Origin of the sequence: Dermatobacter hominis, from assembly GCF_020715685.1 — a bacterium.
In the GTDB taxonomy this organism is placed as follows: domain Bacteria; phylum Actinomycetota; class Acidimicrobiia; order Acidimicrobiales; family Microtrichaceae; genus Dermatobacter; species Dermatobacter hominis.
On record NZ_CP085840.1, the window covers coordinates 3317061 to 3335835 of the forward strand.

General features: G+C 74.8%; 10 protein-coding genes. 8 read left to right on the top strand and 2 right to left on the bottom strand.

All coding sequences use genetic code 11. The features are described 5' to 3' along the window. The first annotated feature begins 171 nt into the window (after window positions 1-171). Window positions 172-1368, top strand: coding sequence for an acyl-CoA dehydrogenase family protein (locus LH044_RS15625; protein ID WP_227756516.1), 1197 nt, complete (start codon window positions 172-174; stop codon window positions 1366-1368). Between the two features lie 14 nt (window positions 1369-1382). Continuing rightward, window positions 1383-2420 carry an acyl-CoA dehydrogenase family protein gene (locus LH044_RS15630; protein ID WP_227756517.1) on the top strand — a complete coding sequence of 346 codons (1038 nt, stop codon included), beginning with the start codon at window positions 1383-1385 and terminating at the stop codon, window positions 2418-2420. 34 nt (window positions 2421-2454) lie between these two features. On the opposite strand, the gene LH044_RS15635 is transcribed toward LH044_RS15630, so the two are convergent. After that, the gene (locus tag LH044_RS15635; RefSeq protein WP_227756518.1) at window positions 2455-5499 is read right to left on the bottom strand and encodes an AAA family ATPase; all 3045 of its coding nucleotides are present in this window, start codon (window positions 5497-5499) and stop codon (window positions 2455-2457) included. Continuing rightward, window positions 5496-6722, bottom strand: coding sequence for an exonuclease SbcCD subunit D (locus tag LH044_RS15640; protein ID WP_227756519.1), 1227 nt, complete (start codon window positions 6720-6722; stop codon window positions 5496-5498). The genes LH044_RS15635 and LH044_RS15640 overlap by 4 nt, the downstream gene beginning before the upstream one ends. Before the next feature lie 127 nt (window positions 6723-6849). On the opposite strand from LH044_RS15640, the gene LH044_RS15645 reads away from it, so the two are divergent. From LH044_RS15645 to LH044_RS15670, 6 genes are all read left to right on the top strand, one after another. After that, the gene (locus LH044_RS15645) at window positions 6850-10359 is read left to right on the top strand and encodes an exodeoxyribonuclease V subunit gamma (RefSeq protein WP_227756520.1); all 3510 of its coding nucleotides are present in this window, start codon (window positions 6850-6852) and stop codon (window positions 10357-10359) included. After that, window positions 10356-13775 (top strand): UvrD-helicase domain-containing protein, encoded by a 3420-nt coding sequence (locus LH044_RS15650; RefSeq protein ID WP_227756521.1) that lies wholly within the window; start codon window positions 10356-10358, stop codon window positions 13773-13775. The genes LH044_RS15645 and LH044_RS15650 overlap by 4 nt, the downstream gene beginning before the upstream one ends. Beyond that, window positions 13772-15742, top strand: coding sequence for an exodeoxyribonuclease V subunit alpha (recD, locus tag LH044_RS15655; protein ID WP_227756522.1), 1971 nt, complete (start codon window positions 13772-13774; stop codon window positions 15740-15742). The genes LH044_RS15650 and recD overlap by 4 nt, the downstream gene beginning before the upstream one ends. 70 nt (window positions 15743-15812) lie before the next feature. Next, window positions 15813-17108 (top strand): DNA recombination protein RmuC, encoded by a 1296-nt coding sequence (locus LH044_RS15660; protein WP_227756523.1) that lies wholly within the window; start codon window positions 15813-15815, stop codon window positions 17106-17108. Continuing rightward, window positions 17071-17838, top strand: a complete 768-nt coding sequence (locus tag LH044_RS15665) for a M90 family metallopeptidase (RefSeq protein WP_227756524.1) — start codon at window positions 17071-17073, stop codon at window positions 17836-17838. Before LH044_RS15660 ends, LH044_RS15665 begins: the two co-directional genes overlap by 38 nt. 43 nt (window positions 17839-17881) lie before the next feature. After that, entirely contained in the window at window positions 17882-18766 is an 885-nt protein-coding gene (locus LH044_RS15670; protein ID WP_227756525.1) for an META domain-containing protein, read from the top strand. Window positions 18767-18775 lie beyond the last annotated feature (9 nt).

Consider the following 18775-nt stretch of genomic DNA (forward strand, 5'->3'; position numbering starts at 1 on the left):
CCGGTACTCCATCGGCGCCCTGGGAGGTGGACGTGAACTCTGTCGCACCGCGCCGGGTCGTTCGGCCCATGCGAGGCACGGCGACCGGAGGGCTGCGGGAGGCCCCCGGTCGGGGGAGCGGGACGGCCTCAGGATCTGACGGGTCGTCAGGTGCCGGGGCAGACTGGCCGCATGGACCTCACCTGGAGCGAGTCGGAGGAGGCCTTCCGGCAGGAGTGCCGCACCTGGCTCGCCGAGCACGTGCCCACGCCGGCGCTGCCCTCCGGCGACACGCAGGAGGGCTTCGCCGCCCACCTCGAGTGGGAGAGGGCGCTGCACGCCGCCCGCTGGGCGGTGGTGTCGTGGCCCGAGGCCTACGGCGGTCGCGACGCCTCCCTGTGGGAGTGGCTGATCTTCGAGGAGGAGTACTACCGGGTGGGGGCGCCGCAGCGCGTCACCCAGAACGGCATCTTCCTGCTCGCCCCGACGATCTTCGAGTTCGGCACGCAGGCCCAGCGCGACCACTACCTGCCCCGGATGTCGGCCGCCGAGGACCTGTGGTGCCAGGGCTGGTCCGAGCCGAACGCCGGCTCCGACCTCGCCGGCATCACGTCCCGCGCCGTGCGCGACGACGAGGCGGGCGGCTGGCGCCTCACCGGCCAGAAGACGTGGACGACGCGCGGTGCGTTCTGCACGCACCTGTTCGGGCTCTTCCGCACGGACGGCGAAGCGGAGCGGCACCGGGGCCTGACCTACTTCCTCGTCCCGCTCGACGCGGACGGCGTGACCGTGCGCGGGTTCGGCCGACTCGACGGCGACGAGGGCTTCGCCGAGGTGTTCCTCGACGAGGTGTTCGTGCCCGACAACCCCGACGAGGGCGCGCCGGCCGAGGACGCCGTCGCCGTGATGGCGCGCGGCGGCACCCTCGGCGGGATCGACCAGGGCTGGGGCGTGGCGATGGCCACCACGACATCGGAGCGCGGGCTGACGCTCCGGTCCCCGGGCCGGTTCCGCGCCACCGCCTCCCGCCTGCTCGACCTCGCCCGCCAGGTCGACGGCTCCGGCCGCCTGACCGAGCGGCTCGGCGACCGGGTGGTCGACGCGTGGATCGATGCCGAGGCCTACGCCCTCTACACGCTGGGCGACGTCACCGGGATCGTCGAGGGCCGCTCGCCCGGCGCACGCTCGAGCTTCAACAAGGTCTTCTGGTCCGAGCTCGACATCCGCCTGCACCGCGCCGCGCTCGACCTGCTGGGCAGCGAGGCGGAGCTCGACGGCCCGTGGATGAAGGGCTACGAGTTCGCGTTGTCGGGGCCGATCTACGCCGGCACCAACGAGATCCAGCGCAACATCATCGCGGAACGAGTCCTGGGTCTTCCCAGGAAGTAGAGGGCCACCACCACATGCGCTTCGCACTGACCGAGGACCAGACCGACTTCCGCGACGCGGTGCGCGCGCTGCTGGCCGACACCTGTCCGCCCGAGGCCGTGAAGGCCGCGTGGCGCGAGCAGGTCGGCGAGGTGCCGGGAGGCGGTGACGGTCGCGTCCGCGCCGCGTGGGACGCCCTCGCCGAGATGGGCGTGCTCGGGGTGATGGTCCCCGAGTCCGCCGGCGGCCTGGGCATGACCGACGAGGATCTCGTGCCGCTGCTCGTCGAGTGCGGCCGGGCCGGTCTGCCCGACCCCGTGTCGTCGACGGCCTACGTGGCGGCCGGGCTCCTGCGGGACCACGGCGGTGCCTCGGCCGAGGGCCTGCTCGGCCGGATCGCCGAAGGGTCGGCCACCGTGCTGGTCGGCTTCCCCGGCTCGCCCTACCTGCCGGCCGCGGCCTCGGCCGACGTGTTCCTGATGTGCGATCGCGGCGAGGTGCACGAGCTGCCGTCGTCCGACGTGACGCTCACCCCGGTCGAGTCGGTCGACGGCGCCCGGGCGCTGTGCTCGGTGGCGTGGGAGCCGACCGAGGCGACCGTGCTGGTCGGCGGCGAGGACGGGTCGCCCGCCGTGACGCAGGCGTTCGACCGGGCCGCCCTCGGCGCCGCGGCGCAGCTCGTCGGGCTGGGGGAGCGCATGCTCGACCTGACGGTCGGCTACGCGACGGAGCGCAAGCAGTTCGGCGTGCCGATCGGATCGTTCCAGGCGGTCAAGCACCACCTCGCCGATGCGGCGCTGGCCGTGGCGTTCGCCGAGCCGCTGGTCCTGCGGGCCGCCAACTCGCTGGCGCACGGCGATCCCGAGGCGCCGGTGCACGTGTCGATGGCCAAGGCCCGGGCCTCCGAGGCGGCGCAGGCTGCGGCGGACGCGTCGCTGCAGTGCCACGGCGCGATCGGCTACACGGTGGAGTACGACCTGCACCTCTTCATGAAGCGGTCGTGGGCCCTGGCCGCCCGCTACGGCGACGCCGACTTCCACCGGGACCGGGTGCGGGCGGTGCTGCTCGGATGACGGGGCTGCTCGGCTGACGGTGCGTCGGCTGGGGTCAGCTGACCCGGCCGACCTCGACGGTCGACCCGCTCTCGGTGGGCACGACCCGGATGCCCGTGCGGATCCGCTCCTGCATGGTGCCGACGTGGCTGATCACCCCGACCATGCGACCGCCGGCCCGGAGGGCGTCGAGCTCGTCCATCGCCAGCTCGAGCGCATCGGCGTCGAGCGTCCCGAAGCCCTCGTCGATGAACAGCGCGTCCAGGTGCACGCCGCCGGAGTGCTGCTGGACGGCGTCGGCGACGGCGAGCGCCAGCGCCAGCGACGCCTGGAACGTCTCGCCGCCGGACAACGTCGACACGTCCCGCCGCTCGCCGGTGTGGGCATCGTGGACGCGGAGGTCCAGCCCGGCGAGCCGGTTGCGCCCGGAGCCCGTGCGGTGCACGTGCAGCGTGTAGCGCCCACCGGTCATCACGGTGAGGCGGCGGTTCGCGAGCTCGCAGATGTCCTCGAGGTAGGCGGCCAGGACCCACCGCCGGAGCGACACGCGATCCCCTGATCGCCCCCCGACCGTGTCCGAGACCCGGCGAAGGAGCTCGGCGCGCTCCCGTCGCCCGGCCGCCTCCGAGTCGAGACGGCGGTGGGCGTCGGCCCAACCCCTGATGGCCTCGGCCGCGTCCTGCACAGCGGTCGAGGTGGCCGAGGCGATCGTCCGGCGCGCCGTGGCGTCCTGGAGGGCCGCAGCCGCCGCCTCGACGGCAGGTCGGTCGTCGGGTAGGTCGGCGAGCTCCTCGGTCTGGAGGAGCGCGGTGGTGCGCGTGAGCTCCTCCCGGTGCTCGCCGATCACGCGCTCCAGGCGCACCACCTGATCGGGATCCAGGAGCGCCGCCGCAGCCGAGTCGACGTCGTCGAACCCGGCGTCGGCGACGTCGACGGCGAGGCGCTCCTCGGCTTGGCGCACGGCGTCGGCGCGGCGGTCCCGCTCGGTGGAGGCTGCGACGAGCGCGGCGAGCGCCGTGGCGACGACGTCGACCGACGACACGGCGGCGGCGGGGTCGGCATCGGTCCCCAGCGCGTCGACGACTCGGGCCGCCAGCAGGTCGCGCTCGGCCGAGCGGGCGTCGGCGGCGCGGCGGGCCTGGGCCGCCCGCTCCCGGAGCGCGCCGGCCTCGGACTCGGCCGCACCGGCCCGCACGGCCGACCCGTCGATCTCCTCCTGGAGCTCGGCGACCCGTGCGGCGGCGCCGCGCTGCTCGTCGAGGCGGGTCGAGAGGTCGACGACGGCGGCCGCCGCTGCCGCCGGGTCGACGTCGCCGGCGCGACCGTGCAGCTGCGCGACGCGGGTGCTCGCGTCCCGTTCGGCCGCCTCGGCCGTTCGCAGCGCCGCTGCGGCGCGCTCCTCGACCGCGGCGAGGTCGTCGACCTCGGCCCGGTCGACGACCGCGGTGCTGGCCCGTGCGGGCGACGGGTGCTCGGCGGCACCGCACACGGGACACGGCGAGCCGTCGGTCAGATCCGCGGCCAGCAGCGCGGCGATGCCGTCGAGGTAGGCCTCCCGGGCGGTCAGGTGCTGCGCCTTCGCATCGAGGTGCGCGGCGGTGGCGGCGGTGACCGCCGACCCCCGCTGCTCGTGGCGTTCCCGCGCCGCCACCAGCTCCGTCGCGGCGGCGGCCACCGTCGTGGCGCGCTCGAGCTCGGTGGCGGTGGCGTCGGCGAGCAGCGCCAGCTCCCGGCACCGGGTCAGCCTGGCGGTCGCGTCATCGGCGGCGAGCCGAGCCTGACGGGCGCGCTCCGCCGCCCGGTCGGCCTCGCCGTCCAGGCCGTCCGCGGCGCGCTCGAGCCGGTCGATCTCGGCGGTGAGCTGGTCCCGGCGTCGAGCCACGTCGACGAGCGGGGCGAGCTCGGCGCGGAGCACCGCGAGGTCCTCGGCGGCGTCGGAGGGGTGGTGGACGGCCGGCGCACCGTGGCCGGACCCGATCGACGCCGGGAGCCGGACCGGGCAGCGCTCGACCTCGCGCGCCAGGTGCAGGCCTGCACCGGTCAGCGCGGACGCTGCGTCCGCGGCGGCCCGCCGGGCGGTCTCCACCATGGCCAGGCCGGGGGCGACGGGCGCGGCCCTGCGGGCGTCGGCGAGCTGCTCGGCGAGCCGGTCGACGGCGTCCGACTCGGCGCGGAGGCGGGTGGCCTGGGCGCGGAGCTCCTGCCGGCGCTCCCAGCGGCGCCCGACCAGCGCCAACCGATCGTGCGCGGTCCTGGCGGCGTCGTGGCGCCGCTCCGCGTCCTCCGCGGCCGATCGGGCCCTCGTGGCCCAGGTGTCGGCGGCCGTGACCAGCGCGTCCAGGTCGGCCTGGTCCGCAGGACGGCCGGCACGGTCGGGAGCAGGGTCGGTCGGGCCGGCGCTCGCGCCGTCGGGGCCGTGGGCGTGGAGGACCTCGGTCCAGCGCTCGCCCGCCTGCCGGCGGAGGCCCGAGAGCCGCTCGTCGTCGGCCTGCACCGCGGCCCGCGCCGCACGGGCCCGGTCGTCGAGCCAGCGCTCGACCTCGCCGAAGAGCTCGGTGTCGAACAGCGACGTGAGCAGGCGCTCGCGCTGGTCCCCGGTGGCGGGCTGCAGCACCTGCTGGAACTGGCCCTGCGGGAGCAGCACCACGCGCGCGAACTGGACGTGGTCCAGTCCCACGAGGTCGAGGACCTGCTGGTTCACCTCGGTGGTGCGGTTGGCCATCTCCTTCCACTCCCGGCCCTCGCGCTTGAACAGGCGGGCGGTGGGCTGGGTGGTCGTGGTGCCGGTGCCGCGCAGCTTGGGTCGCTCGTACTGCGGTGAGCGCTCGATGCGCCAGCGATCGCCGTGTGCGTCGAACTCGAGCTCGGCGACCGTCGGCTGGTCGGGCGCGGCGTGGTCGGAGCGGAGGTCGCCCGGGCCGCGCAGCCCGGGCACCTGCCCGTACAGCGCGAAGCACATGGCGTCGAGGAGGAAGGTCTTGCCGGCGCCGGTGGGCCCGTGGATCAGGAAGAGGCCGTCGGCGGCGAGTCGGTCGAAGTCGACCTGGGTCCTCGTGGCGTACGGGCCGATGCCCTCGAGCGCCAGCCGCCGAGGTCTCACCGTTCGCTCCCGACGACGGCGACCACCGCGTCGCGGACCGCGGCGGTGGCCGCCCGGTCGGGCGCCTCGTCCCACTGCTCCGCCAGGAAGTCGAGGGCCAGGTCGAGCGGCTGGCGGCGCCGGACCTCGTGCGAGGTGCGCACGACGGGTGCCTGCGAGCGCTCGGGTGGCTCGTGGACCAGCTCTGCGGCGTGGGGGAAGCGCGTGCGGAGGCGGGCCATGGCCTGGTGGGGCAGGTGCGGGTCCGTCAGCACCGCCCGGATGCGACCGTCTCGCTGCGCGTCCAGCGCGGGATCGACCAGGAGGTCGTCGAGGCGGCCCCGGACCGTGTGCAGCGGTCGGCCGATGCCGAGCTCGACGAACTCGACCGAGCGGCCGCCGTCGGGCGACAGGTCGACGATCCGCACGCCCTTGCGGTGGTGCTCCTCGGAGAAGGAGTACCGCAGCGGCGAACCCGAGTAGGCGATGCGCTCGTCGGCCCACGACTGGTGGCCGTGGAGGTGGCCCAGCGCGACGTAGTCGAAGCCGTCGAACAGCGACGGCTCCACGCGGTCGGCGCCACCGACCGCCAGCTGGCGTTCGCTGTCGCACACCTCTACCGGCGCCTCGTCCAGGCGGGGCGCGGTCCCGGCGACGAAGGCGTGGGCGACCACGACGGACCGCAGGCCCTTGCGGCGCCGCCGGTCCGACCGCAGCGCGCGCACCGCTCGACCCAGCGTCTGCTGGTGGGTGCCCCGACGGGCGGAGATGGTCGTGGGGTCGGCGCCGTCGGGGGCGTCGCCCGGATCGGGGTCCGACGGGTGCGCCGCCTCGAACGTGACCGGGTCCAGGTACGGCACGGGGTGGACGACGACGTCGCCGTCGGCGTGGGGCACGACCACCGGTTCGGCGAAGCGGCGCACGTCCGCACGCACGGTGACGCCGGCGCGCGACATGAGGCGGTCGCCGAACCCGGCCCGGCTGGCGGAGTCGTGGTTGCCGCTGATGGCGACGACCACCGCGCCCGTGTCCCGGAGGCGCAGCAGCGCCTCGTCGAGCAGCTCCACGGCCGGGGTGGCCGGGATGGCGCGGTCGTAGAGGTCGCCGGCGACCAGGACGGCGTCGACCCGTTCGGACGCGGCCAGCTCCACCATCCGGTCCACGGCGGCGGACTGCTCGTCGAGCAGCGATGCGCCGTGGAACTGGCGACCGAGGTGCCAGTCGGAGGTGTGCAGGAACCGCATGGGGCGAACGTACCGACGGCCTGTGACAGGGCCGCGGATGCGGCGGGTGACGGAGCCGCTGCGAGGCCAGGGCCTCCTTCCGCTCGCCGGGGGACGGTGTCACCGGCAGCCGGTAGCTTCCGGCACCGTGCTGGACGTCCGGATCGCCGACCACGTCGACCCCCTCGTCGACGTGCTCGTGGCGCGGATGTCCGTGCCGCTGGCGGACCCGTTCGCGACCGAGTGGGTGGCGGTGCCGTCGATCGGCATGCGGCGGTGGCTCGCCCAGCGCCTGGCGCACGGGCTCGGCACCTCGGTCGGCGACGACGGGGTGACGGCCAACGTCGCCATGCCCTTCCCCGACGAGCTCCGCCGGGCCGTGCTCGCCGCCGACCTCGGCGGCCCGACGGCGGCCGCCGATCCGTGGGATGCGGAGCGGCTCGTGTGGTCGGTCCTCGATGCGCTGCTCGATCCCTCGATCAGCCAGGTCCCGACGCTCGCCGCCGTGGCCCAGCCCCCCGACGGCGCGTCGATCGTCAGCCGTGCGCAGTCCGTGGCCGAGCTGTTCGATCGCTACTGCCGCCACCGCCCGGCCATGGTGCGGGCGTGGATCGCGGGCTCGGACGTCGATGCGCTCGGCGGCCCCGTGCCCGACGGCCACGCCTGGCAGCCCGAGCTGTTCCGGCGCGTCCGCTCGCGACTGGCGGTGCCCAGCCCACCCGAGCGGCTCGAGCACGCGATCGAGCGCGTCCGCCGTGGTGAGGTGGCGCTGGACCTGCCCCCACGGCTGGCGCTGTTCGGGCTGAGCACCGTGCCGCCAGACGTGGCGCCGCTGGTGGGCGCCGTGGCGGAGCACCACGACGTGGCCGTGCTGCTGCTCACCGCGTCCGAGGTCGCAGCGGCGGCGGTGAGCGCCGCCGTGAGGGAGTCCGGGGTCGGGACGCCGCTCGCCCGGCGGGACGACCGCACGGCCGACCTGGTGCGCCACCCGCTGCTGCGGTCGTGGGGCGACGCCGGGCGCGAGGCGGTGGTGACGCTCAGCGCAGCCGGTGTCGTGGTCGACGTGCCGCCGTCGTCGACGCCCGTGCAGATGTCGCTCGACCTCGGCGACGTGGCCGGCGGGCCCGACGGCGATCACGCCGACCAGGGGCCCGAGCAGCTGACGCTCGATCGCGCACCTGCGGAGGGTGCGCCGCACCTCCTCGCCCGCGTCCGGTCCGACCTGCGCGCCGACCGCGCCCCCGACCGCACCTTCCGCCTCCGCCCGGGGGACCGCTCGGTCCAGGTGCACGCCTGCACGGGGCCGGCTCGCCAGGTCGAGGTGCTGCGGGACTCGATCCTCCACCTGCTCGCTTCCGACGGGTCGCTCACCGAGGGCGACATCGTGGTGCTCTGCCCCCGGATCGAGGAGTTCGCTCCCGTCGTCGAGGCGGTGTTCGGCCCGTCCGCCGACGCCACCGCGGACCGCGGCGACGTGGATGGCGACGACGCCCTGCGGGCCCCGCTGCTCCGGTACCGCATCACGGATCGTCGGCTCCGCGCCGACGTCCCGCTGCTCGGGGTGCTGGGGGCGCTGCTCGACGTGCTCCCCGGTCGGTTCACGGCGTCCGGGGTGGCCGACCTGCTCGCCATGGGACCCGTGGCCGACCGGTTCGGCCTGACCGCCGACGACCTCGCGCTGCTCGACGACTGGATCTGCGAGGCCAACGTCCGGTGGGGCCTCGACGGTGCGCACCGCGCGGCCTGGCACCTCCCGTCCGGTCACCGGTCGAACAGCTGGGCCGCGGGGCTGGACCAGCTGATGATGGGCGCCGCGATCCGCGGTGATCACCTCACGACGGCGATCGGGGGTGTCCCGCCGCTGGCGGTCGCGGACGGGTCGATCCGCACCGCCGCCCGCGTCGCCGAGGCGGTGCGGACGCTCGCCGCCGTCCGAGCGCGCACGGTCGGCACCACTGCGACCGTCACGGAGTGGTGCGAGCTCCTCGCCGGTGCGGTCGACGAGATGTGCTCGTTGCCGTGGGCCGAGAGCTGGCAGCGGCGTCGGCTCGACCGCGTCCTGCGCGACCTGCGGGACCGATCGCAGGGGCCCGACGGCGAGCCGTCGGAGCTGCCGCTCGACCTGTCCGACGTCCGCCGGCTGGTCGCCGATCTGCTCGAGGGGGACCCGGCCCGGGCCGCCTTCGGCACCGGCGCGATCACGTTGTGCTCGCTGTCGCCGCTCCGATCGGTGCCGGCCCGGGTCGTCTGCGTGCTCGGGCTCGACCAGGACGCCCTGCCCCGCGGTCTGGCCCAGGGCGACGACCTGCTCGCCGTCGCGCCGCTCGTGGGCGACCGGGACCCCAGGTCCGAGACGCGCCAGCTCCTGCTCGAGGCCGTGCTCGCCGCAGAGGACGCGCTGGTGATCACCTACGGCGCCGTCGACGTCCGGACCAACCTGCCCGTGCCGCCGGCCGTCGCGCTCGACGAGTGGCTCGACACCCTGGCGGCCACGTGTGCCGAACCTCCGGAGCGGGTGCGCGACATCGTCCGGGTGGCGCATCCGAGGCACGGCTTCGACCCGCGCAACTTCTCGGCCGAGGGGCTGGGCGACCCGGCCGGGCCGGCCGTGCCCGGACCGTGGGGGTTCGACCCCCTCGGTCGCTCCGGCGCGCTCTCGCTGCGCGATCGGGAGCCGGCGCCCGGTCCCGAGCTCCTCGTCCCGAGCCCACTCGAGACCGCACCGACCGAGGTCGTCACGCTCGACCGGTTGCGGCGCAGCCTGGTCGACCCGATCCGGGAGTTCCTCACGCAGACGCTCGGCGTGTGGTTCCCGAGGGTCGAGGACGACGCGGTCGACACGCTCCCGACCGACCTCGACGGCCTCGCCCGCCACCAGCTGGGGGCCGACCTGCTCTTGGCGCGCGCCGCCGGGATCGACACCGAGCGGTGGCTCGAGACGGCGCGAGCACGCGGGTCGCTCCCACCGGAACCCCTGTCCCGGAGCGGCATGGAGACCGTTCGCCGGGTGGTCGACCAGATCGAGCGGTCGGCGATGGAGCTCGGGGTCGGGCTGGCGCCGTCGGCGCGCCACGACATCGACCTCCTCATCGGGGACCAGCGCCTGATCGGCACCGTCGAGCGCTGCGTCGACGGCGATCGGCCCGGTCCGGTCCGCCTCGAGATGTCCAAGGCCAAGGCAGGGCAGCGGGTCCGCGCCGTCGTCGACCTCCTCGCCCTGGTGGCGACCGATCCGACCCAGGACTGGAGGGCGGTCGTCATCCGTCAGACGACCAGGACCAAGAGCGCTCGTGCCGACGAGCTGCTGCTCGGCGTCGTCGGTGACGATCCCGACGAGCGCCGGTGCCGCGCGATCGAGGTCCTGGAGGAGCTCCTCGCGCTGCGAGCGGCGATGCTGCGTGAGCCGCTGCCGATCGTCGAGAAGACGAGCTGCCACCTGGCCCGACACGAGATGACCAAGGCGGCGTCCGCGTGGAACGACGTCGTCGGCGCCAACCCCATCCCGGGTGAGTGCTCCGACCAGCACGTGCGCGCGGCGTTCGGGTCGCTCGACTTCGACGGCTTCATGTCGCTCCGCATCGCCGGCCGATCCACCCGCGACCACGCCGAGGAGCTCTGGCGCGTGCTCGACGCGGCCGTCGTGGAGGAGGAGCCGTGACGACGACCACCCCCGCGCCGTCGTTCGACGTGACCGCAGCGCTGCAGGAGACCGGTCGTCTGGTGATCGGCGCGAGCGCCGGCACCGGGAAGACCTACACCCTGGCCGCGCTCGCCTGCCGGCACGTCGCGGAGCGCGGCGTCCCCGTCGGCGAGCTGCTCGTGGTCACCTTCACCCGGGCCGCTGCCGCCGAGCTGCGCGACCGCATCCGGAGCCGTCTCGTCGACGCCGCTCGGGTGCTCTCCGGCGCCGCGCCGCTCAGGGCCGACGACCCGGTGCTCGTCCACCTCGCCACCGGCTCCGAATCCGAGCTCCGCGAGCGCCGACGCCGCCTCGAGCTCGCGGTGGCCGACTTCGACACCGCCACGATCACGACGATCCACGGGTTCTGCACCCAGGTCCTCGCCGCGCAGGGGTCGACCGGACCGTTCGATCCGTCCGCGGTGCTGGTGCAGGACCCGACGGAGGTCGTCGACTCGACGGTGGCGGACGTGCTGGTCGAGGCCGCGCTCGCCCAGCTCGACCACAGCGGCGCGGACGGTCCGCCGACCCTGCCGAAGGCGAACCGCCTGGCCAAGCTGGCCCAGCTCGTGCTGGCCAACCCCGGCATCGGGATCATGGCGAGCGGCGACCGGGCCGAGGACGAGCTCATGGCGACGTTGCTCGAACGGGTCGTGCAGCGCGTCAGCGAGCAGCTCCGCCGGGCCGGTGCGGTCACGTTCGACGACCAGCTCACGCGCGTCGCAGAGCTGCTCGAGCACGATGCCGGGCTCCGTCGCTCGCTGAGCGACCAGTTCGCGGTCGTCATGATCGACGAGAGCCAGGACACCGACCCGGTGCAGTGGCGTGCGCTCACCACCGCCTTCCAGGGCTCGTCGTCGCTGCTGGTCGTCGTCGGCGACCCGAAGCAGGCGATCTACAGCTTCCGGGGTGGCGACGTCTACAACTACCTCGAGGCCGTCGAGCTGGCGGACGACCGCAGGAGCCTGGACACGAACCACCGGTCGGACGGCTCGGTCGTCACGGCCATGAACCTCATGTCGGCCGGCGCATCGCTCGGCCACGAGCGGATCGTGTACGAGCCGGTGCGGTCCCCCGAGGAGCTGGCGGGCCGTTCGCTCGTGCTCGACGGGCGGCCGGTGCCGGGCCTGTGGGTCCGTTCCGTGACCGACCCCGAGCAGCCGAGGAACAAGAACGGGACGTTCAGCGCCGAACGGGCCCGTCGGACCATCCGGGAGGACCTGGCGAACCAGGTCGCGGTCCTGCTCGACGGTGCCGGCGTCGTGCGGGCATCGGACGGTGCCGACGGTGCGCCGGTGCCGTTGCGGCCCGACGACGTCGCCGTGCTCGTCAAGGCGCGCAGCGACGCGGCGCCGATCCAGCGCGCGCTCCTCGCACGAGGGATCGCCTCCGTCGTGATCGGCGCCGGCAGCGTCACCGATTCGCTGGCCGCCTCGCACTGGAGGTGGCTCATCGAGGGGCTGCAGCGACCGACCGACGCCCGGCTCGCCCGGGCGGTGGGCCTGTCCTGGTTCTTCGACCTCGATGCCGCGACGATCGCTGCGACCGCGGCGGACGATCCGACCGGGGCCGGCGCCGAGACGCTCACCTCGATCCAGCGGACCCTGGTCGCATGGGCCGAGGTGCTCCGCCGCCAGGGCGTCGCCGCGATGGTCGAGCGGGTGTGGCGCGAGTCCGACCTCCGGGAGCGGGTCCTGGCGAGGGCGACCGGTGAACGGGACCTGACCGATCTCGACCACCTCGCCGAGCTGCTCCACACGGCGACCGGGGGCAGGCCGGTCGGGCCGGAGGCGCTGCGGGAGCGGTTCGACGCGCTCGACGATCCCGAGGACGAGGCGGTCGAGGACCCCGACGCCGTGCGCCGTCGGGTGGACTCCGACACGTCAGCGGTCCGGATCATGACGATCCACGTGTCGAAGGGCCTGGAGTTCCCGGTGGTGTGCTGCCCGACGCTGTGGAGCGCCGGGTCCCTCGACGTCACGTCCCGGACGTTCCACGACGACGCGGGCGATCGGTTCGTGGACGTGAGCGATCCCCCGGACGAGACCGTCAAGTGCCGGGCCCAGGAGGAGGCCGACGGCGAGCTGCGCCGCCTGACCTACGTCGCCCTGACCCGGGCGCTCCACACGACCCTGGTGTGGTGGGCGCCGGTCGGCGCGTGCGAGCGGTCCGGTCTGGCCCACCTGCTGTTCGGGTCGTCCTCCGACGCGGCGGCGGACGTCCCGCCCGTCGAGACCGATGCCGTCGAGGTCATCGAGACCCGTGTCGCCGAGCGGGGCGCCGTCGACGTGGTGCGGGTCGACCTGGTGGATCCCGAGCCGGGCGTGGTGGAGGTCTCCCGGTCGTTCGCCGGGGGCCCGGGCGTGACCGGCGACCTCGAGGTCGCACGGCTGGGTCGCGAGCTCGACCGCACCGCCGGCAGGTGGTCGTTCACGGCGATCGCGGCCCGGGCCGCCCACGTCGAACCGCCGACGGGTCGTCCGGCCGGCCTGGGCACGGTGACGGATCCCGACGATCCGACGCTCGGCGACTCCTCCGACGACGACGAGCGCACGTCGCCACCCCCGGTCCTCTTCGACGGCCTCGGCGCCGGTGCGGCGTTCGGGACGCTGGTGCACGCCGCGCTCGAGGAGGTCGACTTCACCGCGGACCTGGAGGCGCAGCTGACGTCGGTGCTCGACGTCCCGTGGTCGAGCGTCGAGCCCGACAAGGTGCCGCAGCTCGTGAAGGCCATCGCCGCGTCCGTCCGGACGCCGCTGGGCGACGCGCTCGGCGGCGGATCGCTCGAGGACCTCGCCCGGTCGGATCGGCTCGACGAGCTCGACTTCGAGCTGCCGCTCGGCGATCGGCGGGGTTCCGGCGCTCGCACGGTGTCGGCCGCGTCCATCGGCACCGTCCTGGCCCGGCACCTCCCGTCCGGCGACGAGATGTCGCCGTGGGCGCAACGTCTGGCCGGGGGCCTGATCGACGTCGAGGTCGGAGGGCACCTGACCGGCTCCATCGACCTGGTGATGCGCGTGCCGACCGACGAGGGGCACCGCTACTCGGTCGTCGACTACAAGACGAACCGGCTCGGGATCTGGGGCGAGCCCGACTCGGTCGCGAACTACCACCCCGACCTCCTCCCCGCGGCCATGGAGGCCCACGACTACCCGCTGCAGGCCGTGCTCTACTCGGTCGCGCTGCACCGTTACCTCCGCTGGCGCCTGCCCGGCTACCGGCCCGAGGTCCACCTCGGCCCCGTCGGCTACCTGTTCGTCCGGGGCATGGTCGGCCCACGGACGCCCCTTCCCGACGGTCGTCCCCACGGGGTGTTCGCCTGGACGGTGCCCCCTGCGGCGGTCGTCGAGTTGAGCGACCTGCTCCACGGCCGAGGTCCGGAGGTGTCCGGATGACCCGCCGGTTCCTCCCGGCGTCGGTGGAGTGCCTCCGGCCGTTCGTGGACGCCGGCGTGCTCGGCATGACCGAGGTCCACGTCGTGGCCACCTTCGTCGAGGTCCTCGACCCTGGCCTGGCGCCGCCCGACGACGTCGTCCTGGCCGCCGCGCTCGCCGTGCGGGGGCCGCTGCACGGCCACGTCCGCATCGACCTGACCGAGGTCGCCGGGTCCGTGGTCCCCGACGAGCGCGACGACGGGCCGTCGGCGCCGGCCGCGGACCTCGAGGGCCGGGACGACGAAGGTCCCGACCTCGACCTGCCCGCGCTCGACGTCGACGCGGCACCGGTCGATCCCGACGTCACGTCCGACGGCGTGACCGCGCTGCCGTGGCCGGAACCGGAGCGCTGGGCGCGGCGCGTGCTCGACAGCGCGCTCGCCCGAGCCGAGGACGACGATCCCGGCGACCTCGTGCCGCCGTTGGTGGTCGACGGCTCCCAGGTGTACTTGGACCGCTACTGGCGTGACGAGAGGGCGGTCGCGGACGACCTCCGCCGTCGGGCCGGTCGCCGCACGGACGCGGAGCCGGGCCGGTTGGCGGCGCTGGACCGGTTCCTCCCGCCGTCGACGGGACCGACGCCCGACCTCCAGCGCGTCGCCGCCCGGGCCGCGCTCGAGCGCCAGCTCGTCGTGATCGCCGGCGGGCCCGGTACGGGCAAGACGCGCACCGTCTCCCGTCTGCTGGCGGTGCTGGCGTCCGACGGACGTGGCGAGGGCGGTCGGCTCGACGGCCGCTCGCTCGAGATCGCCCTGGCGGCCCCGACCGGCAAGGCGGCGGCACGCCTCGAGGAGGCGATCAACGCCGCGGTGCGCGACGCCGACCCGGACCCCGAGGTCGCTGCGCGCCTGGGCGCGCTCGAGGCGCAGACCGTCCACCGCCTGCTGGGCGCACGGCGCGGCGGCGCGTCGTTCACCCGCGACGCCTCGAACCCGATCGCCGCCGACGTCGTGGTCGTCGACGAGGTGTCGATGGTCTCCCTGCCGCTGATGGCTCGGCTCCTCGAGGCCGTCCGGCCCGACGCCCGGGTCGTGCTGGTGGGCGATCCGCACCAGCTCGCGAGCGTCGAGGCCGGCGCCGTCCTCGGCGACCTGGTCGGCGGTGACGGCGGGAAGCCGCCGGACGCGATCGCCGACAACGTCGTCACGCTGGAGCAGGTGTTCCGCTTCGGCGCCGAATCGCCGGTCGGCGCGCTCGCCGCGGCGATCAGGTCCGGCGACGCCGATGCGGTGCTCGATCACCTGGTCCGGTCGCCGACGAGCTCGGAGGCGCCCGAGGAGGAGTTCGTGTGCTGGGTCCGGCCGGACGACCCGGCGGCCGTGGACGGGGTCCGTTCGCAGGTGCTCGGTCATGCGGTCGACCTGGTGGACCTGGCGAGGGAGGGTCGCACCACGTCGGCGCTGCGATCGCTCGGTGCCGTCAAGGTCCTCTCGGCGACGCGTCGTGGGGAGCTGGGCGCCGACGACTGGAACCGTCGGGTGGAGCAGGAGCTGCGGACGACCGGCCGGATGCGCGAGCGCTGGTCCGCCGGTCGGCCGGTGATGGTGACGGCCAACGACTACCTCAACGGGGTGTTCAACGGCGACCTCGGTGTGGTCGTCCGCCCCGCCGACGTCGGGGACCGGGCGCCACGGGTGCAGGTGGCCTTCGACGGGGTCGACGGCCCCCGCCTGCTGGACCCGTCGCGGCTCGACCGGGTCGAGACGCAGTGGGCGATGACGATCCACAAGAGCCAGGGCTCGGAGTTCGACGACGTCGTGGTCGCCATGCCCCCGCCGCCGTCACCGATCCTGACCCGGGAGCTGCTCTACACCGCGGTGACCCGCGCCCGTCGCGGCGTCACGATCGTGGCGTCCGAGGCGTCGATCCGAGCCGCGGTCGGCCGGCCGGTCACGCGCTCGTCGGGCCTCGCCGACCGCCTGGCCTGATCGGCGCCGCGACGGGCGATCGGCGCCGTCCGGGTGCCGTTGTCACACCCCACCGACACGATGTCCGGGCATGGACCCGATCGCACTCCTGCTCGCCGCCGTCGTCGGCGCCGCGATGGCCGCCGCCGTCGTGCACCTCGCGTGGGCGCGGCGTGCCGCGGTCGAGGGCTCGGCGCTCCGCGAGCGCGTCGCAGCGGCCGAAGCCGCCGTCCGGACCGACGAGCAGCTGCTCGACGCCTACCGGTCCGTCGCCGGTGCGACGCTGCACGAGCAGTCCGAGCAGCTCCTCCAGCTCGCCACGACCCGGTACCAGACGCTCGAGACCACCGCGCTGGGCCACTGGCAGACCCAGGGCGGGCGCGTCGTGCAGCAGCTGGAGCAGCAGGCGGCCCACCTGAGGGAGCTCGAGTCGCAGCGCCGGGCCGAGAGCGCGGTGCTCGCGACCGCGGTCGCCGACCTGCGGCGCAGCAACGAGGAGATCCGGACCGAGGCGCGGCAGCTCGCGGGTGCGCTTCGAGACAACTCGGTGCGCGGGACGTGGGGAGAGGTCCAGCTGCGACGGGTGCTGCAGCAGGCGGGCCTGGAGCGCCACGCCGACTTCCTGGAGCAGGGCGGCCGGTCCGCCGGCTCGGGCGACCGGTCCGGTCGTCCCGACGTCGTGGTCCACCTGCCCGACGGCCGGGCGGTCGTGATCGACGCCAAGGTCCCGCTCGACCGCTACCTCGACGCGGCCAACTGCGACGACGACACCCGGCGGGCCGAGCTCCACGCCGCCCACGCCAAGGCCGTGGCCGGCCACGCCGCCGCGCTGGCCCGGCGCGACTACGACTCGCTCGTCCCCGGCGCGCTCGACCTCGTGGTGATGTTCCTGCCCGGCGACGCGTTCCTCGCCGCGGCGGCCGCCGCGCAGCCCTCGCTGCTCGAGGACGCGTGGGACCGCGGCGTCGTCCTGGCGTCGCCGTCGACGCTGCTCGGGTTCCTCCGGGGGGTCGCCCTGGGCTGGCGCGAGCAGCGGATCGCGGACCAGGCCGAGGTCATCGCCCGGACGGGCCGTGAGCTGCACGAGCGGCTGTCGGTCTTCGCCGAGCACCTCGACCGGGTGGGCACGTCGCTCGGACGGGCGGTCGCGTCGTACAACGGCGCGGTCGGCTCGCTCGAGGCCCGGGTGCTGCCGCAGGCCCGTCGGTTCGAGGACCTGGGCGCCGGCTCGAGCCGCTCCGTCGACGTCGTGTCGACCGTCGATGCCGGGCCCCGCCGGCTGAGCGTGCTGCCGCCCCTCGCCGCGGGGGTGCCGTCGGATCGAGCCGGCCTCACGGCAGACTCCTCCGATGCTGTTCGGGACGAGGCGCCACCGTCGGCGTCGTGAGCTGCTCGACGCCGGGTTCACCGATGCCTGGCGCGACCTCTGCGACGCCCGCCTCGACTGGTGGCGCGAGCTGTCCGACGACGAGCTGCAGCGGCTCGAGGCCGTGGCGCTCGGGCTCGTCGCCGAGGCGGACTGGGAACCGGCCAACGGGTTCACGATCACCGAGGAGATGCAGGTCCTGATCGCCGCCCAGGCGGCCCTGCTCACCGTGAACCTGCCGTACGAGGACCCGTATCGGGACGTCCACGCGATCATCGTCCACCCGACGACGGCGATCATGCACGGCGAGCACTCGCAGGTCGACGGGGTGTACTCGGACGATCCGACGCCGATCCTCGGCCAGGCGGAGATGCACGGCCCGGTGCTCGTCGCCTGGGACGAGGTCGAGGACGACGTGGCCCACCACGGCGACGGCCGCAACGTCGTGTACCACGAGTTCGCGCACAAGCTCGACATGCTCGACGGCGTCACCGACGGCACCCCGCCCATGGCGGCGGAGCTGGCGGGCCGCTGGGTCCCCGTGTGCACCGAGGTGTACGAGGCGGTGGTCGAGGGCCGGGGCGGCGAGGTCCTCGACGACTACGCGGGCGTCAACCCCGCCGAGTTCTTCGCCGTCGCGACCGAGGCGTTCTTCGACGACGGGATCGGCCTCCAGGCCGAGCACCCCGACCTCTACGGCTGCTTCCGCGACTTCTACGGACAGGACCCCGCGGGCTGGTACGAGGGCTGACGTCCGCCGCTCGGCGCTCCGGTGGGTGTGCCATCGTGTCCCCATGCCTGGACCCATCGCCGTCGCCGACACCGCACGTCCCCGCACCGATCGACGTCGCGCCGCCGTCCGGCGCGCCGCCGGTGCCGTGGCCGTCGTGCTCCTGGTCGGCGCGGCGGCAGCGTGTGGAGGTGACGACGTGAGCGACGGCGACAAGAAGGACACGACCTCGTCGACCACGACGTCGAGCACGACGGGCGCCGCCACCAACCCGACCGGCGGCCTGGCCCGCACGTCGTGGAAGCTGCGCGGCGCCGTCGCGGCGGCGTCGGTGCCGACGCTGGACTTCGCCCAGGACGGCACCTTCGCCGGGTCGACCGGTTGCAACCGCCTCAGCGGGACCTGGACCGAGGACGGCACGTCGCTCACGCTCGAGCCGGGGCCGATGACCAAGGCGGCCTGCACCACCCAGGAGGCGACCGATCAGGAGGACCGGATCGTCGCGGCGCTGCCCGAGGTGAAGAGCTTCGAGCAGACCGAGACGACGCTCACGCTCACCGACGCCGACGGCCAGGACCTCCTGTCGTACGACGCGGTCACCGGCGACCTCGCCGGCACGTCGTGGAAGGTCACCGGTGTGAACACGGGGACCGCCGTCGAGGCCTCGGCGCTGACCGAGAAGCTCACGATCGACTTCGGCACCGAGGGATCGGTCACGGGCCACGGCGGGTGCAACAACTTCAAGGGCACCTACGAGCTCGAGGGCGGGGCCATCAGCTTCAGCGAGTTCGCCTCCACGATGATGGGCTGCGACGACGCGGTCATGCAGATGGAGGACAAGTACCTCGCCGCGCTGGCGGCGTCGACGACCGTCGAGCGCTCCGGCGACTCGCTGACGCTGCGCGACGACGCCGGCGCCATGCAGGTCACCGCGATCGTCGCGAACTGACGCGGCCGG